Annotated in this window: 19 protein-coding genes, 2 tRNA genes and 1 pseudogene; 8 read left to right on the top strand and 14 right to left on the bottom strand. The window is 66.5% G+C overall.

Features of this window, described 5'->3' with window-relative positions; all coding sequences use genetic code 11:
- From C6P64_RS17890 to C6P64_RS06270, 8 genes are all read right to left on the bottom strand, one after another.
- Positions 1–685, bottom strand: a 685-nt coding sequence (locus tag C6P64_RS17890) for a hypothetical protein (protein ID WP_146115868.1), incomplete at its 3' end; no start/stop codon positions are given.
- A gap of 383 nt (positions 686–1068) precedes the next feature.
- On the bottom strand, positions 1069–1722 hold the full coding sequence (locus tag C6P64_RS06300; protein ID WP_105747740.1) for a methionine ABC transporter permease: 654 nt from the start codon (positions 1720–1722) through the stop codon (positions 1069–1071).
- Positions 1703–2866 (bottom strand): methionine ABC transporter ATP-binding protein, encoded by a 1164-nt coding sequence (locus C6P64_RS06295; protein ID WP_105747739.1) that lies wholly within the window; start codon positions 2864–2866, stop codon positions 1703–1705. Before C6P64_RS06295 ends, C6P64_RS06300 begins: the two co-directional genes overlap by 20 nt.
- A 68-nt stretch (positions 2867–2934) precedes the next feature.
- Entirely contained in the window at positions 2935–3744 is an 810-nt protein-coding gene (locus C6P64_RS06290) for a MetQ/NlpA family ABC transporter substrate-binding protein (protein ID WP_105747738.1), read from the bottom strand.
- 87 nt (positions 3745–3831) lie between these two features.
- Entirely contained in the window at positions 3832–4641 is an 810-nt protein-coding gene (locus C6P64_RS06285; protein ID WP_105747737.1) for a MetQ/NlpA family ABC transporter substrate-binding protein, read from the bottom strand.
- Positions 4642–4685: 44 nt separating this feature from the next.
- Positions 4686–6047 carry an LLM class flavin-dependent oxidoreductase gene (locus C6P64_RS06280; RefSeq protein ID WP_105747736.1) on the bottom strand — a complete coding sequence of 454 codons (1362 nt, stop codon included), beginning with the start codon at positions 6045–6047 and terminating at the stop codon, positions 4686–4688.
- A 38-nt stretch (positions 6048–6085) separates the two neighbouring features.
- On the bottom strand, positions 6086–7423 hold the full coding sequence (locus C6P64_RS06275; RefSeq protein ID WP_105747735.1) for an acyl-CoA dehydrogenase family protein: 1338 nt from the start codon (positions 7421–7423) through the stop codon (positions 6086–6088).
- Positions 7424–7471: 48 nt separating this feature from the next.
- Positions 7472–8698, bottom strand: coding sequence for an acyl-CoA dehydrogenase family protein (locus C6P64_RS06270; protein WP_105747734.1), 1227 nt, complete (start codon positions 8696–8698; stop codon positions 7472–7474).
- Between the two features lie 239 nt (positions 8699–8937).
- On the opposite strand from C6P64_RS06270, the gene C6P64_RS06265 reads away from it, so the two are divergent.
- From C6P64_RS06265 to C6P64_RS06255, 3 genes and pseudogenes are all read left to right on the top strand, one after another.
- On the top strand, positions 8938–11019 hold the full coding sequence (locus tag C6P64_RS06265) for a molybdopterin-containing oxidoreductase family protein (protein WP_425436732.1): 2082 nt from the start codon (positions 8938–8940) through the stop codon (positions 11017–11019).
- An 18-nt stretch (positions 11020–11037) separates the two neighbouring features.
- Positions 11038–11287 (top strand): annotated as a pseudogene (locus C6P64_RS18485) (aliphatic sulfonate ABC transporter substrate-binding protein); the annotation flags it as partial.
- Positions 11288–11317: 30 nt separating this feature from the next.
- Positions 11318–12613: an O-acetylhomoserine aminocarboxypropyltransferase/cysteine synthase family protein gene (locus C6P64_RS06255; RefSeq protein WP_105747732.1), complete on the top strand. Its 1296-nt coding sequence runs from the start codon at positions 11318–11320 to the stop codon at positions 12611–12613.
- 64 nt (positions 12614–12677) lie between these two features.
- Here C6P64_RS06255 and chrA read toward each other — a convergent pair whose 3' ends face one another.
- The 5 genes from chrA to C6P64_RS06230 form a co-directional block, all read right to left on the bottom strand.
- The gene (chrA, locus tag C6P64_RS06250; RefSeq protein ID WP_105747731.1) at positions 12678–14045 is read right to left on the bottom strand and encodes a chromate efflux transporter; all 1368 of its coding nucleotides are present in this window, start codon (positions 14043–14045) and stop codon (positions 12678–12680) included.
- 80 nt (positions 14046–14125) lie between these two features.
- Entirely contained in the window at positions 14126–15052 is a 927-nt protein-coding gene (locus C6P64_RS06245; protein ID WP_105747730.1) for a CysB family HTH-type transcriptional regulator, read from the bottom strand.
- Entirely contained in the window at positions 15052–15267 is a 216-nt protein-coding gene (locus C6P64_RS06240; RefSeq protein ID WP_105747729.1) for a TOBE domain-containing protein, read from the bottom strand. The genes C6P64_RS06245 and C6P64_RS06240 overlap by 1 nt, the downstream gene beginning before the upstream one ends.
- Positions 15268–15329: 62 nt before the next feature.
- Positions 15330–16346, bottom strand: a complete 1017-nt coding sequence (locus tag C6P64_RS06235) for a sulfate ABC transporter substrate-binding protein (RefSeq protein ID WP_105747728.1) — start codon at positions 16344–16346, stop codon at positions 15330–15332.
- Between the two features lie 118 nt (positions 16347–16464).
- A complete protein-coding gene (locus C6P64_RS06230; protein WP_105747727.1) occupies positions 16465–17280 on the bottom strand; it encodes a hypothetical protein in 816 nt (271 codons plus the stop codon).
- Positions 17281–17399: 119 nt separating this feature from the next.
- Here C6P64_RS06230 and C6P64_RS06225 point away from each other — a divergent pair, with 119 nt between their 5' ends.
- The 3 genes from C6P64_RS06225 (at position 17400) to C6P64_RS06215 (ending at position 19620) form a co-directional block, all read left to right on the top strand.
- Positions 17400–19298 carry a SurA N-terminal domain-containing protein gene (locus tag C6P64_RS06225; protein WP_105747726.1) on the top strand — a complete coding sequence of 633 codons (1899 nt, stop codon included), beginning with the start codon at positions 17400–17402 and terminating at the stop codon, positions 19296–19298.
- Positions 19299–19340: 42 nt separating this feature from the next.
- Positions 19341–19416 (top strand) — tRNA-His (locus C6P64_RS06220).
- A 128-nt stretch (positions 19417–19544) separates the two neighbouring features.
- A tRNA-His gene (locus C6P64_RS06215) sits at positions 19545–19620 on the top strand.
- Positions 19621–19715: 95 nt separating this feature from the next.
- On the opposite strand, the gene C6P64_RS06210 is transcribed toward C6P64_RS06215, so the two are convergent.
- Positions 19716–20099 (bottom strand): phasin family protein, encoded by a 384-nt coding sequence (locus C6P64_RS06210; protein ID WP_170073054.1) that lies wholly within the window; start codon positions 20097–20099, stop codon positions 19716–19718.
- 123 nt (positions 20100–20222) lie between these two features.
- On the opposite strand from C6P64_RS06210, the gene arfB reads away from it, so the two are divergent.
- Both arfB and C6P64_RS06200 read left to right on the top strand, forming a co-directional pair.
- A complete protein-coding gene (arfB, locus tag C6P64_RS06205; protein ID WP_105747725.1) occupies positions 20223–20636 on the top strand; it encodes an alternative ribosome rescue aminoacyl-tRNA hydrolase ArfB in 414 nt (137 codons plus the stop codon).
- A 91-nt stretch (positions 20637–20727) separates the two neighbouring features.
- Positions 20728–21450 (top strand): ABC transporter ATP-binding protein, encoded by a 723-nt coding sequence (locus tag C6P64_RS06200; RefSeq protein WP_105747724.1) that lies wholly within the window; start codon positions 20728–20730, stop codon positions 21448–21450.
- Positions 21451–21452 lie beyond the last annotated feature (2 nt).

Below are 21452 nucleotides of genomic sequence, written 5' to 3'. Positions count from 1 at the left end.
TCAATTTACGCAACAGAGCCGATTTAATTCCTAAATATACGATTTGCCCAGCAATAAATCCACCAACAAGGCGACATCCGGATTCTATAAAGTGAAGTCGCCGGCCCGCATAGCTTGCATTCTTCAAATTGCCAGATCGCAAAATTCTTGAGAGACAAGCCCCTGCAACGCCCCATGCACCGATATTGATGTATGGCAACAATTCATCGCAAATACAAATGTTTTTTGCATTAATAAGTAGTGCGATAAATATTAATGCCGCAGTAATTGATGTTGTAAAAACAAGATGCCATTCCCTGGACTTTTCAATTACACGGTCAACTCTGAACTCGTCTGCCAACTTAAGTATCTCATAGGTGCCTTCGTAATTTTTCTCTAAGCAATTAACAATTGCTTCCCCTATGATGGTTTTGAAACTCAGGATGGCTTCATTACTCAAGCCTCCCGTTGGTTTTCTTTCGGCTATCAGGCAGTGACTAAGTGCTTTTTCACTTGAAATCTTTTCTTCTGCTGTTTTCGTTGAATCGTAGGCTTCTGTTGTTTCCCAATCAATATTGTCTTGCTTATCAATATAAACAATATATTCATTGGTTATTCTTATAATCTTCATGCAAGAATTTTTGTGATTCTTCCATAATTCGTCATACTGCCCAAAGTCGCATGAAGAATTGTATTTGTTCGTCATTTTCATAATCCATTATATTTTTTTCTTTTTTTTATGGGCGCCACCGGTCTGCATATTGATAATCGTAAAATATGACAATCCTAAGTAACCGATTGATTCAATTAGGGGTTGCTCCGGCAGTCTGTCCGCATATGCAATGATAGTATGGGCTGGCAAAAATTCGGCATGCTGATGGCAATATTGTTATGGAAAATGACAGCTATGAAGCAGTTTCTTGAAGGACCGCTGCTGGCCGGCACCCGTCAGCTAAAAGCCTTGATCCTACGACCGCAACCGCTGCTAATTAGCCATTCAAGCATGTTGCACTAGCATCAGTTGCTTATCGGTATTATTTTTGACTTTATACACCAATAAGGCAACTTCGTCGACCTGACCTCGCCTCTTCACCTCGCCCTCAACCTCCCAACCCACCAGTCCCCCGCGAACTGCACCAGGCTGACCAGCGCGACCAGCACCACGATCACGGCGATCATCACCGTCGTGTCGAAGCGCTGGTAGCCGTAGCGGATCGCCAGGTCGCCGAGCCCGCCCGCGCCGACGGCGCCGGCCATGGCCGAGGCGCCGATCATCGACACCAGCGTGATCGTGAAGCCGCCGATGATGCCGGGCAGCGCCTCGGGCAGCAGCACATGGCGCACGATATGCCAGCGCCGGCAGCCCATGGCCTGGGCGGCCTCGATCAGTCCGTGCTCGACCTCGCGCAGGCTGACCTCGGCGATGCGCGCGAAGAAGGGCGTGGCGCTGATCGACAGCGGCACCACGGCAGCCCAGATGCCGATCGTCGTGCCCGTGATCAGCCGGGTCAGCGGGATCAGCGCGACCAGCAGCACGATGAAGGGCGTGGCGCGGAAGGCGTTGACGATGCCGCCCGCGATGCGGTTGAAGCGCGGCGCTTCCAGCACGCCGCCCGGCGTGGTCAGCACCAGCAGCACGGCCAGCGGAATGCCGGCGACCAGCGCGATCAGCCCCGAGGCGCCGACCATGACCAGCGTGTCCAGCAAGGCTTCCCAGAGGCGTTCATACATGATCGACGACATAGCCGAGCTCCTTGGCGTGATGGCAGAGTTGTTGAGTGACCAGTTCGGTCGCGGCAGGTCCTTGGGGTCCGCTGGCAATCAGCAGCCGGCCATGGGTATGGCCCTGGATGCGGTCGACGCCGCCGTGCAGCAGCCGCACCTGGCTGCCGAGCAGGCTGGCGATGCGGTCGAGGTCGGGCTCGATCCGGCCCTGGCCGGTAAAAACGAGCTCCAGCACCCGCTGGTACGACCCGCTGGCCGGCGCCTGCTGCGACAGCCTTTGCAGCAGGTCCTGCGGCAGGTCATGCTCGAGCGGGCGCAGCAGGGCGCGCGTCGCGTCGTGCTTGGGCTCGCCGAACACCGCCCAGACCGGTCCGGTCTCGGCGATGCGGCCTTTTTCCAGCACCAGCACCTGGTCGCAGATCTCGCGGATCACGCCCATCTCGTGCGTGATCAGCACCACCGTCAGCCCGAGCCGGCGGTTGATGTCGCGCAGCAGCGCCAGGATGGATTGCGTCGTCTCGGGGTCGAGCGCCGAGGTGGCCTCGTCGCAGAGCAGGATCTCGGGGTGGTGCACCAGCGCGCGCGCAATGCCCACGCGCTGCTTCTGTCCGCCCGACAGCCGGCCGGGGTAGGTGTTCTCCTTGCCCTGCAGCCCGACCAGCTCCAGCAGCTCGTTGACGCGCTGGCGCACCTGAGACTCGCGCACGCCGGCCACGCGCAGCGGCAGCGCCACGTTGTCGAACACGGTCTTGGCCGACAGCAGGTTGAAGTGCTGGAAGATCATGCCGATGCGCCGGCGCAGCGCGACCAGGTCGGTCTCGTCGAGATTGGCGATGTCCTGGCCGTCGACCAGCACCCGGCCTTCAGTCGGGCGCTCGAGCCGGTTGATGGTGCGCAGCAGGCTGGACTTGCCCGCGCCGCTGCGACCGATGATGCCGAAGATGCTGCCGGCCGGGATCTCGAGCTCGATCCCGCTCAGGGCCGCCACCGGCCCGGCCGACGAGTGATAGGTCTTGCCCACGTCCTCGAAGCGCACCGAGCCGGCCGCCGGACGCAGGGGCTCCCCAGTGCTGGCCCGCACGGCGGGTTGCGCGTGCGGGCCAGCCTCGGGAGCCGAGACAAAGAAGGACTTGGAACCGAGAGTCAGATCGATGGCGCTCATTGCACTTTCCCCTTCAGCCAAGGCAGGCTGTAGCAGTGGTGGTTGCCCTTGAAGGCGGCATGGATGGCTTACTTGTTCAGCCAGGCCAGCGTGTAGAGCTTGGCGTCCCCGGCAAACAGCTTGTGCACCTGCTCGCGCACGGCCTTTGATTCCTGGAAGATCTTGACGAACTGCTTGATGCGCGGATCGTTGGCGTTGTCCTGGCGCGAGACAAAGCGGATCGCGTAGTAGCTGTCGGACGCGCCCGAGTAGAGCAGGCCGGCGCTGGCGAACTGCGGCTTGCCCGCGCTGACGAAATGCGCCGGAATGCCCTGTGCCAGGTCCACGTCGTCGATCGCGCGCACGAGCTGCGGGCCCTCGACTTCGACGAACTTGAGCTTCTTCGGGTTGCTGGCGATGTCATTGACGTTGGCCTTGGCGCCGGCGCCGTCGCGCAGCTTGATCAGCCCGGCCTTTTCCAGCAGCTGCAGGCCGCGCCCCTGGTTGACGGGATCGCTGGCCACGGCCACTTTCGCGCCTGGCTTGAGTTCATCGAAGCTCTTGATCTTGTAGGAGAACAGGCCGATGTTGGGCAGCACGCCGATGCCCGCGACGGCGAACTTGTAGCCACGCTGCTGGATCGCGTTGTCCAGGAAGGCCTGGTGCTGGAAGTAGTTCAGGTCCAGGTCGCCGCTGGCCACCGCCTCGTTGGGCGTGGTCCAGTCGGTGAACTCGACGATCTTCACGTCCAGGCCGGCCTTCCTGGCATCGGCCACGGCGGCGGCCAGGGTGTCGGCATGCACGCCGGCCGAGGCACCGATCTTGAGGGTCTGGGCCTGGGCCAGGCCGCCCAGCAGCAGGCCGGAGACCAGGGAAAGAATCAGGGAAATCTTTTTCATGCTCGAAATGTCCGACTGCCAGGCAGTCGATGACGTCAATTGGGGTTGTTGGGAAAGGGGTGGCGGTCGATGGCGGTCGCTGGGCGTTTACTTGCTCAGCCAGGCCAGCGTGTAGAGCTTGGAGTCGTTGGCGTTGGACTTGTGCAGTTGGTCGCGCACGGCCTGGGACTCCTGGTAGATCCGGACGAACTGCTTGAGGCGTGCATCGCCGGCCTTGTCCTGGCGCGCCACGAAGCGGATCGCGAAATACTCGTCGGACACGCCCGAGTACAGCAGGCCGGAACTGGCGACCTGCGGCTTGCCGGCGCTGACGAAATGGGACGGATAGCCGAGCGACAGGTCGACGTCGTCGATCGCGCGCACCAGTTGCGGCCCCTCGACCTCGACGAACCTGAGCTTCTTCGGGTTGGCGACGATGTCGTTGATCGTGCCGCGCCAGCCCTTGCCCTCGCGCAGCTTGATCAGGCCGGCCTTCTCGAGCAGCAGCAGTCCGCGCCCCTGGTTGACCGGGTCGTTGGCGATGCCGACGCGCGCGCCTTCCTTGAGCTCGTCGAAGCGCTTGACCTTGTACGAGAACAGGCCGATGTTGCTGAGCACGCCGGTGCCGATGCTGGCGAGCTTGTAGCCACGCTCGCGGATCGCGTTGTCCAGGAAGGCCTGGTGCTGGAAGTAGTTGAGGTCGATGTCGCCGGAGTCGAGCGCGGCGTTGGGCGTGGTCCAGTCGGTGAACTCGATCATCTTGACTTCGAGGCCCTGCTTCCTGGCCTCGGCGGCGGCCACCTGTACCGAGTCCGCGACGGAGCCGGGCGTCACGCCGATCTTGATGGCCTGGGCCTGCACGAGGCCGCTGAGCAGCAGCGAGGACAGGGCGGTCAGCAGCAATTTGGACAGTTTCATGGGGGCTTCTCCTGAATTGGGTTGGCTTGGGTTTGGGGTGGGGGTCAGCCGAGCCGGCGGAACTGGGCGGCGGCATGCCGCGCCGGCAGCCGGTCGCCCTGGCCGAACAGCTTGTGGCGCAGGCTGCCTTCGGCGTAGGCGGTCTTGTAGATGCCGCGGTTCTGCAGCTCGGGCACCACCAGGTCGACGAAGTCCTCGAAGCTCTCGGGCACCACGGTGCGGCTCAGGTTGAAGCCGTCGATGCCGGTCTCGTCGATCCAGGACTGCAGCTCGTCGGCGACCTGGGCCGCATCGCCGACGATGGCCGCATAGCGTCCGCCGAGCTTGAAGTGCTCGAGCAGCTTGCGCCGGGTGCCGCCGAGCTGCTGGATGACCCGCAGGGTGGACTGGATGGCATTGGTCTGCTCGAGGACGATCGGCTCGTCGAGCCCGAAGCGCGCCAGGTCGATGCCGGCGCTTGACGCGAAATGCGCCAGCCCGGCCTCCGGGCTCGCATGGCGGACATAGTCCGCATGCTTGTCGCGCGCCTCCTGCCCGGTGGCGCCCGGCACCACCGTCACGCCGAGCACGATCTTGAGGTCGTCGGCACGCCGGCCGGCCTTGACCACCTGTTCGCGCAGCTGCTGCACCGTCTGGCGCACGAGCGCCTTGTCGTTGCCGCCAATGAACACCGCTTCGGCGTGGCGCGCGGCAAAGACCTGGCCCCGGCCCGAGGTGCCGGCCTGGAACAGGACCGGCGTGCGCTGCGGCGAGGGTTCGCACAGGTGGTAGCCCTCGACGTCGTAGTAGCGCCCGTGGTGGCGCACCGGGTGCACCTTGGCCGGGTCGGCGAAGATGCGAGCCGCCTTGTCGCGCTTGACCGCGTCGTCCTCCCAGCTGCCCTCGAGCAGCTGGTAGAGCACCTCGAGGCATTCGTCGGCGCGCTCGTAGCGCTCGTCGTGCTGCAGTTGCTGGTGCTGGCCGATCGCGCGCGCCGCGCTATCGAGGTAGCCGGTCACGATGTTCCAGCCGAAGCGCCCGCGCGTGAGCTGGTCCAGCGTCGAGAAGCGCCGCGCCAGCAGATAGGGCGCCTCGGACAGCGCGTTGACCGTCACGCCGAAGCCCAGGTGCCGCGTCACCGCCGCCATCGCCGAGACCAGCAGCATCGGGTCGTTGACCGGCAGCTGGACCGATTCGCGCAGCGTCAGGTCGATGTTGCCCTGGTACACGTCGTAGACGCCCAGGATGTCGGCGATGAAGATGCCGTCGAACAGGCCGCGCTCGAGCGTGCGCGCCATGTCGGTCCAGTACTCGATCGTGTGGTATTCAGTGGTCCGGTCGCGCGGGTGGGTCCAGAGGCCGTGGTTGATGTGGCCGACGCAGTTCTCGTTGAAGGCGTTGAGGATGATCTGTTTCTTCTGGGTCATGGCATTTGCAATCAAGGGCAGGGCGTTGGCGAGGGCTGTCAGTCGACCAGCGCCGCGAGCGGGGTTTCCAGGGCATCGGCCGTCCCTGTGACAGCGCTCTGCGTTGCCGCCGCAGCTGCCGCGCTTGCCTTGGCTGGCGCAGCCACCCCGGGCTGGCTGGCCTCGGCCGGGCGCTGCTTCGATGCCTCGGCCTGGCGCGAGGCGCGCAGCGCGGCGGTCGCGGACTTGGCCAGGTTGGCCAGCACCATGTCGTCCTGCGGCGGGTTGTAGCGGCCGCATTGCACGTCGCGGAAATAGCGCTCCAGCGGCAGATCCTTCGACAGCGCATGGCCGCCGACGATGCCCATCGCGAGCTCGACGATGCGGATCGCGTGGTTGCCCACCTGGTGCTTGGTGATGGCGACCTCGTGGTTGAGCCGGTGCTTGATCGCATCGTGGCGCTCCCAGCGCTCGGCCAGGCCGTAGAGCTGGGTCTTGGCGGCGCCGATCAGCAGCTCGATCTCGCCGAGCTTTTGCTGCACCTGGGGGGCGTCGAGGATGGATCCGCCCAGGCTGTGCGAGTGGTAGCGGTCGGCGAAGTCGAGCGCGAAGTCGCGCGCCGCCGTCGCGATGCCCAGATAGACCGCCGACAGCTGCAGGCCGAAGGCCCGGCTACCGGTCATGAAGCTGCTGGACTGGCCCGGGTCGATATAGCTCAGCAGCGCGTCATGCGGCACCAGCACCTGGTCGAACTCGACGTCGTGGCTGCCGGTGCTGCGCATGCCGATCGTGTTCCAGTTGTCGATCACGCGCACGCGATCCGACCTGGGCACCAGGAATTCCGCCACCCGGCCCTCGTCCTCGACCAGGGCGTAGACGATCATCTGCCCGAGCCCGGGCGCCGCCGAGCAGAAGGCCTTGCGGCCCTGGATCAGGTAGCCCTGCTCGGTCTTGCGCGCCACGGTGGTCGGCTTGGAGCCACGCAGCAGGTTGCCCGCCTCGCGCTCGGTGACCAGCACGTTGATCAGGTCGCCGCGCTGCACCACGTCCCGGCACAGGCGCTCGAAGGCCGGGCGCTGCCACTTGAGGTCGAAGCTCAGGTAGCCGAAGACCATCAGGTGCCAGCCCAGCGCCAGCGCGGTCGAGCCGCTGCCCCGGGCCAGCCGCTCCTGGAACAGCAGCAGCTGGTAGAGCGAGATCCCGCCGCCGCCCAGTTCACGGGGCAGGGTCAGCTTGAGCGCGCCGCGCTGGCGCAGCAGTTCGAAATGCTCGTGCGGGAATTCACCCGACAGGTCGTAGTGCTGCGCGGTCTTGGCGATCTCGGCTGCCAGTTCGTCGGCAAGGGCGGCGAGGGCGGCATCGCTGGCATCGCGCAGGGTCACGTCGGCAAGGGTCATGGGGGATATCTCCTGGTGGCAAGGCGGGGCTGGACTCGAGCCATCGGCTCAGAACAGGCCCGAAAGCGGCGGTTGGCTGCCCTTGAGCCGGTAGGCGCCGACCACGGCCGCCTTCCAGTGGCGCGGGTTGTGGTTGGCCACGGTGCGGGCATTGCGCCAGTGGCGGTCCAGGTTGTGCTTGCGCGCGGTGGTCGAGGCGCCGCCGACATCGAACAGCAGTTCCGCCGCCTTGAGCGCGGCTTCGGCGGCCATGTACTGGGCCTGCGCCACGTCGATCGCCGCCTGGGTGATCGCGCTTTCCTCGAGCCCGCCGGCCCAGGCCGCGTCTATGCTGTCGGCCGCGCGCAGCACCACGGCCTCGGCGGCGAAGGCGCGCGCCGAGATCTCGCCGACCGAGAATTCCACATAGGGGTCGTCGACCGAGCGGCTGGCGCTGCTGTGCTTGATCGGACGCGCATGGTCGCGCGCGAAGGCCACCGCGTCGTCGAGCGCATTGCGCGCGATGCCGGCCTCGACCGCCGCCAGGAACAGCTGCGCATAGGGAGTCACGATGCTGCGCTGGGTGCGCCCGCCGGCAAACAGGTGGTGCGGCACGATGTCCTCCTCGCGCACCAGGACGTTGTTCAGGTTCGTGGTGCCGCTCGCGGTCAGGCGCTGGCCCATGGCGTCGAAGTCGTCGACCAGCTCCAGCCCCTCGCGGTCGCGCGGCAGCATGAAGCGCCGCTCGTGGCCCGCTTCATCCACCGCGACGGCGCTGACCCAGTCCGAGTACAGCGCGCCGGTGCTGTAGTACTTGCTGCCATTGGCGCGGTAATGGTCGCCCTCGCGCACCAGGCTGGCGCTGATGGCGCCGTTGGCACCGCCGACTTCCCAGCCCGCGTTGCCGAACAGCTCGCCATTCAGGTAATGCGGCAGCCAGCGCTGGCGCGCCGCCTCGTCGTCGCTGGCGAGCAGGCCCTCGAGGAACAGGAAGCTCGGGCGCAGCGCCTGCGCCACGTTCGAGTCCACCGAGGCGACATCGATCACGAACTGGATCACGTCGCGCACCGAGGCGCCGCTGCCGCCCTGGCTTGACGGAATGCGCCAGGTCAGCAGCCTTTCGCTGCCGATGCGGCGAATCGGCTCATGCGGCAGCAGGCGCTGGCGCTCGCGGTCTTCGGCGCCCTGGCGCAGTTCGGGCAGCAGCGCGGCGGCGCGGCTCTTGAGTTCGGCCACGCTCAGGCGGGTGGCCGCCTCAGCGGGGACGGTCGAGGGTTCAAGGGTGATTTCGGTCATCTTGGGGCTTGTTGGATGGGGGCGTCAATGACGCCATGAGGCGCCTAATGCGGGAGCGGCAAGCGGATGGCTTGAGCCCTTGGTGTCCCTATCGTAGGAAGCCCGCTTGTAATCGGGAAGGAATGGATTGGAATAAGATGCAACGCAAATGATTTCCGAATATCCTTATTCGGAAATCATCATTCCACCTTGTTTCAAAGGGTGGTGTTGATTGGCGTGCTGCCCGACAATCGGCCCATATGCCTATGTCACAAACCCCTTTCGAGGTGCTTGGCGCCTGCCCGCACGACTGCCCGGACAGCTGCTCGCTGATCACGACCGTGGAGGACGGCCGTGCCGTCCAGGTGCGCGGCAACCCCGCGCACCCGCATACCGCCGGCGTGCTGTGCGCCAAGGTGGTGCGCTACCCCGAGCGTACCCACCACCCGGAGCGATTGCTGCATCCGCTCAAGCGGGTCGGCCCCAAGGGCTCTGGCCGGTTCGAGCGCGTGAGCTGGGATGAGGCCCTGTCCGACATCGCCGCCCGGCTGAAGGCGATCGCCGCGCGCGACCCGCAGGCCATCCTGCCCTACAGCTATGCCGGCACCATGGGCCTGGTGCAGGGCGAATCGATGGACCGGCGCTTCTTCAATCGCCTCGGCGCGTCCCGGCTCGATCGCACCATCTGCGCCTCGGCCGGTGCCGCCGCGCTCGAAGCCACGCTGGGCGGCAAACTCGGCATGAAGGTAGAGCATTTCGCCGAGTCGCGCCTGATCCTGCTCTGGGGCACCAACTCGGTCGGCAGCAACCTGCATTTCTGGCGCCACGCGCAGGAGGCCAAGCGCCGCGGCGCCAGGCTGGTCTGCATCGACCCGCGCCGCTCCGAGACCGCCGACAAATGCCACGAGCACCTGGCCCTGCTGCCCGGCACCGATGCCGCGCTGGCCTATGCGCTGATGCACGAGCTCATCGTCAACGACTGGCTCGACCACGACTACCTGGAGCGCTACACCCTGGGCTGGCCGCAGCTGCGCGAACGGGCGCTGCAATGGCCGCCGGAGCGGGCGGCTCGGCATTGCGGCCTGCCGGTCGGGCAGATCCTGGCGCTCGCGCAGGACATCGGGCGCTGCTTCGGGCAGCGCGAAGCGGTCGCGATCCGGCTCAACTACGGCATGCAGCGCACCCGCGGCGGCGGCAACGCGGTGCGCGCCGTCGCCTGCCTGCCCGCGCTGATCGGTGCCTGGCGCCAGCGGGCCGGCGGGCTGCTGCTGAGCAGCTCGGGCAACTTCCCGGTCCGGCGCGACCTGCTGCAGCGGCCCGACCTGCTGGCGGCCTCTGGCGTGCGCGCGCCGCGCCTGATCAACATGAGTACCATCGGCGCCGACCTGCTGCGTCCGGCTTCGCCGGAGTTCGGTCCCGCCATCGAGGCGCTGCTGGTCTACAACAGCAACCCGGTCGCCGTGGCGCCGCAGTCGGGCCAGGTCGTGGCGGGCTTCGCGCGCGAGGACCTGTTCACCGTCGTGCTCGAGCAGTTCCAGACCGACAGCGCCGACTACGCCGACTATCTGCTGCCGGCGACCACCCAGCTCGAGCACTGGGACATCCACACCAGCTACGGCCACACCGACGTGCTGCTCAACCGCCCGGCCATCGCTCCGCTGGGCGAGGCCAAGCCCAACAGCCAGGTCTTCCGCGAACTGGCGGCCCGCATGGGCTTCGACGATCCCTGCTTCGCGCAGGATGACGAATCCCTGTGCCGCCAGGCCTTCGGCGACGCGCTGGACTGGGAACTGCTGACGCAACAGGGCTATTTCAGCCTGCCGCTGCCCGACGCGCCCTTCGCCGAGGGCGGCTTTCCGACGCCTTCGGGCAGGTGCGAATTCTTCAGCGCGGCGCTCGCCGCCCAGGGCCTGGACGGATTGCCCGAGGTGCTGCCTAACCACGAGCCCTGGGGCAGCAGCGAGGCCTATCCGCTGGCGATGATCTCGCCGCCGGCGCGCAACTTCCTCAATTCGACCTTCGTCAACGTCCGCAGCCTGCGCGACATCGAGGGCGAGCCGCGGCTCGAGATCCATCCCGAGGACGCGGCCGCGCGTGGCATCGAGGACGGCTCCTTGGTCTGCGTCTTCAACGACCGTGGCCGCTACCACTGCCGGGCCGATGTCAGCACCCGGGCCCGGCCCGGCGTCGTCAACGGCCTGGGCATCTGGTGGCGCAAGCTCGGCCGCAACGGGACCAATGTCAACGAGCTGACGCACCAGCAATTGACCGATCTGGGCCGGGCGCCGGCGTTCTACGACTGCCTGGTCCAGGTCGCCTGGCTCGGGCCGGATGCGGCTTGATTGATCGAGAGGCGCGTCAACCCCTTCCTGGCGGCGGTACAGAAACAGGCGAGCGTGCGCCTGCTGGCCGACGGCCGCCACCTCGCGTCCTATCAGCGCTATTGCCTGGCTGGCACGCCCTATGCCCAGGCGCAGCTACGAGGTACGTGCCGTCCAGCCGGCTAATATGGGTGAGCAGCAACGCATCGCCGATGCCTTCCTGGGCGAAAAGCTGCTTCCGCGTCGGGTGGATGCGCTCAATTCACCCCTCTTCAAACCCGGGGCCTGATGGCCCGACCCTTGACTACAGGAGTCACAGATGTCAGAAAACTGGAAATTCGAAACCCGCTCCGTCCATGCCGGCTACCAGCCCGACCCGACCACCAAGGCGGTGGCCGTGCCGATCTACCAGACCGCGGCCTACGCCTTCGACAGCGCCCAGCATGGCGCCGATCTGTTCGACCTCAAGGTGCCGGGCAACATCTACACCCGCATCATGAACCCGACCCAGGATGTGCTCGAGCAGCGCATCGCCTCGCTCGAGGGCGGCATCGCCGCGCTGGCGCTGGCCTCGGGCCAGGCGGCCGTGACCTACGCGATCCAGACCATCACCGAGGCGGGCGACAACATCATCTCCAGCACCGCGCTCTACGGCGGTACCTACAACCTGCTCGCGCACACGCTGCCGCAGTTCGGCATCAGCACGCGCTTTGCCGATCACCGCAATCCGGCCAGCTTCGAGCCGCTGATCGACTCGCGCACCAAGGCGATCTTCGTCGAGTCCATCGGCAACCCGCAGGGCAACATCACTGACATCGCGGCCGTGGCCACCATCGCGCACAAGCACGGCATCCCGCTGATCGTCGACAACACGGTGGCCTCGCCCTACCTGCTGCGCCCGATCGAGCATGGCGCCGACATCGTGGTGCAGTCGCTGACCAAGTACCTCGCCGGCCATGGCACCAGCCTGGGCGGTGCCATCATCGACAGCGGCAAGTTCCCCTGGGCCGAGCACAAGGAGCGCTTCAAGCGCCTGAACGAGCCCGACCCGAGCTACCACGGCGTGGTCTACACCGAGGCGCTCGGCGCGGCCGCCTACATCGGCCGCGCCCGCGTGGTGCCGCTGCGCAACACCGGCGCGGCGATCTCGCCGTTCAACGCCTTCCTGATCCTGCAGGGCATCGAGACGCTGGCGCTGCGCATGGACCGCATCAACGCCAACAGCCTGGCGGTGGCGCAGTTCCTGCAGCAGCACGCCAAGGTGGGCTGGGTCAACTACGCGGGCCTGCCCGAGCACCCGGACCACGCGCTGGCGCAGAAATACCTGGGCGGCAAGGCCTCGGGCCTGCTGACCTTCGGCGTCAAGAGCGCCGCCGGCGAGGGCCGTGCGGCTGGCGCGCGCTTCCTCGACGCGCTGGGCCTGTTCACGCGCCTGGTCAACATCGGCGACGCCAAGTCGCTCGCCACCCATCCGGCATCGACCACGCACCGCCAGCTCTCGCCCGAGGAGCTGGTCAAGTCCGGCGTGCCCGAGGACGCGGTGCGCCTGTCGGTCGGCATCGAGCATATCGACGACCTGCTGGCCGATCTGGAGCAGGCGCTGGCCGCGGTCTGAGTTCCGGCTGGGCGCCGACCCGGGTCAAGCGTCGAAGGCCTTCAGCACCTCGTCGCGCGTCAGTTCAGGGCAGCGCCCTGACAGCGAAACCGATGACCGCACAGCCAGCGATCACATGGATCACGTTGAGCTTGAAGCGGAACAAGGCGATGGCAGCGCCCAGCGCGATCAGCGCCGACACCCAGTCGAAACTGGCGTCAAAGCCATGTGGCCACAGCACGTGATAGCCGAAGAACAGCGCCAGGTTGAGGATCACCCCGACCACCGCGGCGGTGATCGCCGTCAGCGGCGCGGTGAACTTGAGGTCGTTGTGCGTGGACTCGATGAACGGCCCGCCAGCCAGGATGAAGACGAACGACGGCAGGAAGGTGAACCAGCTCACCAGCGTCGCAGCGACCGCGCCCGCCAGGAACAGGCTGTCGGGGCCCAGCAGGGCCTTGACGTAGCCGCCGACGAAGCCGACGAACGCCACCACCATGATCAGCGGCCCCGGCGTGGTCTCGCCCAGCGCCAGCCCGTCCATCATCTGCGCCGGCGTCAGCCAGCCGTAGTGATCGACGGCGCCCTGGAACACATAGGGCAGCACCGCGTAGGCGCCACCGAAGGTCAGCAGCGCCGCCTTGGTGAAGAACCAGCTCATCTGCGTCCACGCATGGTCCCAGCCGTAGCGGGCGCTCAGCCATCCCATCGGCAGCAGCCACAGCAGGCCGCCCGCGCCCAGTACCCTGGCCAGCCGGCCCCAGCCGAAGCGCGCATGCTCGGGCGTGGGCGTGTCGTCGTCGATCAGCGCGGGGCCGAAGGACTTGCCCGCCTTGCCGTGACCGCCGCCGAGCTGGAAGGAATCCGGCGCCATGCGGCCGCCCAGATAGCCGATCAGGGCAGCCGCGGCGACGATGAGTGGGAACGGCAGCCCGAAGGCGAAGATGGCGCAGAAGGCCGCCGCGGCGATCGCGAGCAAGCTGCTGTTCTTCAGCGCACGCGATCCGATGCGGTGCGCGGCCTGGAACACGATCGCGGTGACGGCTGGCTTGATGCCGTAGAACAGGCCGGCGACCAGCGGCAGCTCGCCGAAGGCGACATAGATCCAGGACAGGCCGATCAGCAGCAGCAGCGACGGCAGCACGAACAGCGCGCCCGCCACGATGCCGCCCCAGCTGCGGTGCATCAGCCAGCCGATATAGGTCGCGAGCTGCTGTGCCTCGGGGCCGGGCAGCAGCATGCAGTAGTTGAGCGCATGCAGGAAGCGCCGGTCCGAGATCCAGCGCCGGCGCTCGACCAGTTCCTGGTGCATCAGCGCGATCTGCCCGGCCGGGCCACCGAAGCTGATGAAGCCGAGCTTGAGCCAGAACAGGAAGGCCTGCCAGAAACTGACGGTGACCGGGGCGGTGAAGCTCGGCTCGGGAATGGATGTGCTGATGGGTCGCGAACTCATGATGGAGGACGATTTTCCCACTGCAAATCACGGCAGTGGCTTGCCCAAGCCAGCGGCGTCATGCCGAGGCCAGGCCGTGATCAGGGATTCCCGAACGCCTTGAGCACCTCGTCGCGCGTCAGCGTCGGCACGAAGGTCTCGATGAAACCGAAGGCGAAACCCGGCAGCCAGAGATTGCGCCGCATGCCGAGCCGCGTGACATTGATCTGGAACAGATGGCCGGCATCGATTGCGTGCAGGTGCCGGTCGCGCTCCTCGTCGATCGCGATCGAGGCGACGATGCCCACCCCCATCTCGAGCTCGACATAGGTCTTGATCACGTCGGCGTCCATCGCGGTCAGCACCACGTCGGGCTGCAGTCCGGCCGAGGCGAAGGCCGCATCGATGTGCGAGCGGCCGGTGTAGCCCAGCTCGTAGGTAATGATCGGGTGGGCAGCCAGATCCTGCAGCGTGATTTCCCGTCCGAGCGCGAGCAGGGGATGGCCCGGCGGCAGCACGATGCTGTGGCTCCAGCGGTAGCAGGGCAGGGTGACGAGCTGGTCGTAGCTCGCCAGCGCCTCGGTCGCGATGCCGATGTCGGCCTCGCCCGACAGCAGCATCTCGGCCACCTGCTTCGGGCTGCCCTGGTGCAGGTGCAGGCTCACGCGCGGCCAGCGCTGGCGGAAATCCCTCACCACATGCGGCAGCGCATAGCGCGCCTGCGAGTGGGTGGCCGCGATCGACAGCCGGCCCTCCTCGCGGCCCTGCAGTTCCTGGCCGGCCCGGCGCAGGCTGTCGGCGTCGAGCAGCACCCGCTCGACGATCGGCAGCAGGGCCTTGCCGGCCGAGGTCAGTCCCAGCAGGCGCTTGCCCGCGCGTTCGAACAACTCGACGCCCAGTTCCTCCTCGAGCTCGCGCACCTGGCGGCTGACGCCGGGCTGCGAGGTGTGCAGCGCGGCGGCGACCTCGGTCAGGTTGAAGCCGCAGCGCACTGCCTCGCGCACCGAGCGCAGTTGCTGGAAATTCATTACAGCTTGGCCAGCGAGACTTCGGTCGACTTGACCAGCGCGACCACCTCGGAGCCGATCTTCAGGTCGAGCGCATCGACCGAGCGGCTGGTGATGACCGAGGTCACGATGCCCCAGGGCGTCTCGACATCGATTTCCGACACGACATCGCCGCGGATGATCTCCTTGACCTTGCCCTTGAACTGGTTGCGGACGTTGATGGCTTGGATGGACATGGTTTTCTCCTGAAAAGATGAGGGATGTGAAGGAAGGATTGGTGTGTCAGCGCGTACGGCGCTCACTTCTTGGTGTAGATCTGGTCGAAGCTCGCGCCGTCGGCGAAATGCGCCTGGGTCGCCTGGCTCCAGCCGCCGAAGGCCTGGTCGATGCTGAACAGGTTGAGCTTGGGGAACTGCTTGGCGTACTTGGCCTGCGCCTTGACCGAGATCGGGCGGTAGAAGTTCTTGCCCGCGATGTCCTGGCCCTCGTCGCTGTAGAGGTATTCCAGATAGGCCTGTGCCACCTGGCGCGTGCCCTTCCTGTCGACGGTCTTGTCGACCACGGTCACGGCCGGCTCGGCCAGGATGCTGAGAGACGGGTAGACGATGTCGAACTTGGTGCCGAACTCCTTCTCGAGCAGGTAGGCCTCGTTCTCCCACGAGATGAAGACATCGCCCTGGTTGCGCTGGGCAAAGGTGATCGACGAGCCGCGCGCGCCGGTGTCGAGCACCGGCACGTTCTCGTACAGCTTCTTGACGAAGTCGCGCGCCTGCGCCTCGCCGCCGTACTTGCGCTTGGCGAACTCCCAGGCCGCCAGGTAGTTCCAGCGCGCGCCGCCCGAGGTCTTGGGGTTCGGCGTGATGACCTTGATGCCCGGCCGGGTCAGGTCATCCCAGTCCTTGATGCCCTTGGGGTTGCCCTCGCGCACCACCAGGATGATGGTCGAGGTGTAGGGCGAGCTGTTGTGCGGCAGGCGCTTTTGCCAGTCCTTCGGGATCAGCTTGCCGTTGTTGTGCAGCGCATCGGTGTCGCCGGCCAGCGCCAGCGTCGCGACATCGGCATCGAGCCCGTCGATGATGCCGCGCGCCTGCTTGCCCGAGCCGCCATGCGACTGCTTGATCGTGACTTCCTGGCCGGTCTTGGCCTTCCAGTGCTTGGCGAAGGCGGCGTTGAACTCGACGTAGAGCTCGCGCGTCGGGTCGTACGAGACGTTGAGCAGTTCGACCTTGTTCTGGGCCCAGGCCGGGACCAGGCCGGTCGCCAGCAGGGCGGCGACGGCCAGCTTGTGTTTGATCCAGTGACGGCGTGCTTGCATGAGGGGTTTCCTTGCGATCGGGTGGTGATGGGACCGATCATCGAAGCAAACCCAGCAAACAAGAACTAATAAAAAATCACTTGAAAATTACAAAAACGACTAAAGAGGGCGCACTCGCTCAGCGCTTGGGGTTGAAGTGGCTCAGCATGGCCGACAGCGAATCCATCAGGCACTGGAAGTCCTGGCCGATTGCCGACTCCGCCAGCGTCAGCCGGATGCGGCAGTAATGGCCCTGGTAGCTCGTCAGCGCCAGCGCCGAGAAGCGTTGCCCGGCATCGAAGCTCAGGTAGCGCAGGTTGGCGCCCTTGTTCTCGCTCGCGGGTTGCAGGCCAGGGAACTCGGTCCGCAGATCGGCCAGCGCCTGTTCCAGTTCGACTTGCAGGCCGGTCTCGGTCGGCGTCCGGTCGGGCGCCGGGTAGAGCGTCAGGCTGACCTCGGTCTGGCGCGCCGCGTAATCCAGCCGCAGGCCGCCGGCCGGCTGGTCGAGTGGGCCCATGCGCAAGAAATGCAGCCAGCCGAACTGGGCCGGCAGCCCGAAGCCGAAGCGCTCGCCCAGGCCAAAGCCGCAGGCCGGGGTGCTGCGCCCGGGCGCCAGCTTGAGGCTGCGGGTGTCGAAGTAGAGCTGGCGCGGCTCGGCCACCAGCTTGTCGCCGTCGATGAAGCGGATCTCGTAGTGGCAGCATTCGACCGCCGGCCGTACCGGGTCGGCCTGCTTGGCCACCAGCCGCCATTGCTGGCCGCCGAACAGGCAGGCAGCGATGCTGTCCTGCGCCTCGACCGCAAGGTAGAGCGAATCGGTGGCGATGACGATCGGGTCTTCGGCATTGCGGCCGGAGCCGCCCGCGATGGGCAGGTCCAGGCCAAAGTCTTTGAGCAGCAAGTCGCGCAGCATCGGTTTCCAGTCTTCGAGCGCGGCGGCCAGCCTGGCCGCCATCAGGGATGTCGAGCGGCGATTCTCGCACCGTGCCGCGTCCCCGGCCGCTGCCGGGGGTCTGACATCGATCTCAAGTAAACTCTTTCGGCTCGACTTTTTTGTTCTGACTGGTACCGGCTATGTTCGATTTTTTCCGCAAGCACATGAAGCTTTTCATGGGTTTGCTGTTCATTCCGCTCGTGATCGGCTTCGTGCTGTTCGGCGTACAGGGTTATGACCGCAGCGGCGGTGCCGACAAGGTGGCCGAGGTCGCCGGCAAGGCCATCACGCGCCAGGAACTCGACAACGCGCACCGCAGCGAGGTCGAGCAGCGCCTGGCCAGCATGCCCGGCCTGGATCGGGCCCAGCTCGAGTCCGACGCCGCGCGCCGCCTCACGCTGGATCGCCTGATCGGCCAGCGCGTGCTGGCGCTGGCGGCCAAGGACCAGCATGTCGTCACCTCCGACCAGCGCCTGGTGCGCGAGCTGTCGCAGGACCCGGCGATCGCGTCCTTGCGCAAGCCCGACGGCCAGCTCGACCTGCAGCGCTACAACGAGGCCCTGCGCGCCCAGGGCATGACACCCGAACAGTACGAGAACTCGCTGCGCCAGGACCTCGCGCAGCGCCAGGTGCTGGCGGGCATCAGCGCGAGCTCGCTGTTGCCGGCCGCCTTGGCCCAGCCCGCGCTGGCGGCCTGGTTCGAGCGGCGCGAAGTCCAGATCGCCCGCTTCGTTCCGGCCGACTTCGTCGCCAAGGTCCAGGTCGGCGACGCCGATGTCGAGTCCTACTACCAGGCCAACCTGGCCCGTTTCCAGACGCCCGAGCAGGCCGACATCGAGTACCTGGTGCTCGACCTCGACGCCGTCGCGCGCCGCCTCACGGTGTCCGATGCCGACCTGCGCGCCCGCTACGAGCAAAAGCTCGCCCAGCTGGCCAAGGACGAGCAGCGCCGCGCCAGCCATATCCTGCTGACCGTCGCGCCCGATGCCGCTGCTGCCGACAAGGCCAAGGTCAAGGAGCAGGCGCAGGCCCTGCTGGCCGAGCTCAAGCAGAAGCCGGCGCGCTTTGCCGAACTGGCCAAGGCCCGCTCGCAGGACCCGGGCTCGGCCGCCAAGGGCGGCGACCTCGAGTTCTTCTCGCGCGGCAGCATGGTCAAGCCCTTCGAGGACGCGGCCTTCGCGCTTGCCAAGGGCCAGATCTCGGACCTGGTCGAGTCCGAGTTCGGCTTCCACATCATCCAGTTGACCGACATCCGCCAGCCGGCCAAGCCCAGCTTCGAGTCGCTGCGTGCCGAGCTCGAACGCGAACTCAAGCAGCAGCAGTCGCTCAAGGCCTATGTCGAAGCCGCCGAGCAGTTCGGCAACCTGGTCTACGAGCAGGCCGACAGCTTGAAGCCCGCCGCCGACAAGCTGGGCCTGAGCATCAAGACCCAGGCCGGCTTGCAGCGCAGCGGCCCGACCGCCGCTGGTGCCGATGCCCTGCTGGCCAACCCTAAGCTGCTGCAGGCGGTGTTTGCCGACGACGCGCTGCGCTCCAAGCGCAACACCGAGGCGGTCGAGGTCGGCCCCAACCAGCTGGTGGCCGCCCGCGTGCTGCAGCACCGCCCGGCCGCGACCCGTCCGCTGGCCGAGGTCAGCGCCCAGGTACGCCAGGCCCTGGTCCAGCAGCGCGCGCTCGAGCTGGCCCAGGCCGACGGCAAGGCCAAGCTCGAGGCCTGGAAGGGCGGCGCTGCCGCCAGCCTGCCGGCGGCCATCGTGGTCTCGCGCCAGCAGGCCCAGGGCCTGCCGCAGCCGCTGGTCTCGGCCCTGCTGTCGGCCCCTGTCGCCAAGGGCCAGCCCGGCTGGGCCGGCGTCGATCTGGGCCCCCAGGGCTATGCGGTGGCGCGCGTCAACCAGGTGCTCGCGCCCGAGACCCTGCCTGCCCCGCAGGCCGAGCAGGGCCGCCAGCAGCTGGCCCAGATGTGGGCCCAGGCCGAGGCCCAGGCCTATCTCGAGGCGCTCAAGAAGCACTACAAGGTAAAAATCCTGATCAAGTCCTGATAGGGCCGGTTTTTCTGTATAGAATAGCGGCTTCGACAGACGGTGGCTGTAGCTCAGTTGGTAGAGTCCAGGATTGTGATTCCTGTTGTCGTGGGTTCGAGTCCCATCAGCCACCCCAAGAATTCCCGGCATTCGCAAACGCGATTCCCAGCAAGTCAGTCGCAAGATACTACTGGGGCGCTTTGTGAAGCGAAACGAAAAAGCCCGGTCCTTCGGGCTTTTTTCATCGATAGATTGTCAGCCGTGGTGGCTGTAGCTCAGTTGGTAGAGTCCAGGATTGTGATTCCTGTTGTCGTGGGTTCGAGTCCCATCAGCCACCCCATCCCTACAAGGCGCTTGCAGAGCGCAGCCAAAAGCCCGGTCCAGCCGGGCTTTTTTGCGTCCTGGCCGGCGCGCCATGTCACGCCGGCGGCGCGCTTACTTGCTGCCCTTGCCGGCCTTGCTTTCCGCCTTGTCGCCAGGCAGCGCCAGCGACTCGCGCACCTGCTCCTGCTGGGCCTGGAACACCTGCGCAACGCCCGCGCCCCAGTGACTGACGATGTCCATCAGGTGGCGGGTGTAGGTGGCGATCCGGTCGACATGGGGCTGCAGGCTGTTGCCGTGCAGCTGCAGCAGCTCCTGGCCGTCCTTGGCGTTCAGGCTGGCCTGGGCCTGCTGGGTCTGGTCATTCAGCGTGTCCTGGGACAGCCGGAGGTTCAGTGCCGTCAATTGCTTGACGCTCGACAGATAATGGGTCGACAGCTCGTGCAGCGCCTTGAGCTGGGCCTGCTGGGCGGCAATGATTTGTTCGGTGGTCAACATGCGGTCTTGCTCCTGGGTTGATGAATGACAACTGCTTGTATCCCTTGATTGTGAGACCTTGATGACAGCTTGCCCAGCGGCGATTTCCCCGCACCCAGCGCCTGCCTGGCGGCAACCCCCCCAATGAACCCGGCCCATCCTGCCTTGAGCGTTGATCCGTCCGAGCTCGAATTCCATGCCATCCGGGCCCAGGGTCCGGGCGGACAGAACGTCAACAAGGTCTCGAGCGCGATCCAGCTGCGTTTCGACATCGCGGCGTCCTCCCTGCCCGAGGCGGTGCGGGCCCGCCTGCTGGCCTTGTCCGACCGGCGCATCAGCGACGCGGGCGTGCTGGTCATCAAGGCCCAGTCCTTCCGCACCCAGGAGGCCAACCGCGAGGATGCCCTGCGCCGCCTACAGGAACTGGTCAACTCGGTGGCCGAGGCGCCCAAGACCCGCCGGCCGACGCGGCCGACCTACGGCTCGCAGCAGCGCCGGCTGCAGGGCAAGGCCAGGCGCGCCGAGGTCAAGGCGGGCCGGGGCCGCATCGACGGCTGATCGACGGCCGAATCCAGCCCCTGGCTCCAGGCCGCCGCTGGCGCAAAGCCCGCATGGCTCCGGGGCCGGGCGCCGTGGCTACACTGGCCCCATGCCTGTCGCTACCACCGCTGCCCCCGATTCCACCGCCGCGACTCAAGCCCGGCCCGATGTCCAGCCCCAGCCCTGCCTGCAGGCCACCGGCCTGGGCAAGCGTTACCAGCAGACCCCGGTGTTCGCGGGCGTCGACCTGCAAGTGCGGGCCGGTGAGTTCGTCGCCATCGTCGGCGAGTCGGGGGTCGGCAAGTCGACCCTGCTCAACTGCCTGGCCGGGCTGGACCGGGTCGATAGCGGCCAGGTCCGCCTGCTCGGCAGGGACTGGGCGGCCTTGAGCGAGCCGCAGTCCGCCGCCTGGCGCCGCGCCCACCTGGGCTTCGTGTTCCAGGCCTTCCATGTGCTGCCGCACCTGAGCGTGGAGCAGAACGTCGGCCTGCCGCTGCTGCTGCTCGGCCAGTCAGCGCCCGAGCGGGTGCAGGCCATGCTGGCTGCCGTCGGCCTGGGCGGGCTCGGGCCGCGGCTGCCGCAGACGCTCTCGGGCGGGCAGCTGCAGCGGGTCGCCATCGCGCGCGCGCTGGTGCACCGCCCCGAGCTGATCCTGGCCGACGAACCGACCGGCAACCTCGACCCGCGCACCGCGGCCCAGGTCATGGAACTGCTGCAGGCCCAGACCCGGGAGCAGGGCGCAGCGCTGGTGCTGGTGACGCACTCGCAGGCGGCAGCTGGTCAGGCCGACCGGCTGCTGCGCCTGACGCCCGACGGCATGGTGGAGGATTGAAG

This window comes from Malikia granosa (assembly GCF_002980595.1).
In the GTDB taxonomy this organism is placed as follows: Bacteria; Pseudomonadota; Gammaproteobacteria; order Burkholderiales; family Burkholderiaceae_C; genus Malikia; species Malikia granosa.
Note: the sequence above shows the minus strand (reverse complement) of the source record. Positions and strands in the feature narration are given on the sequence as shown.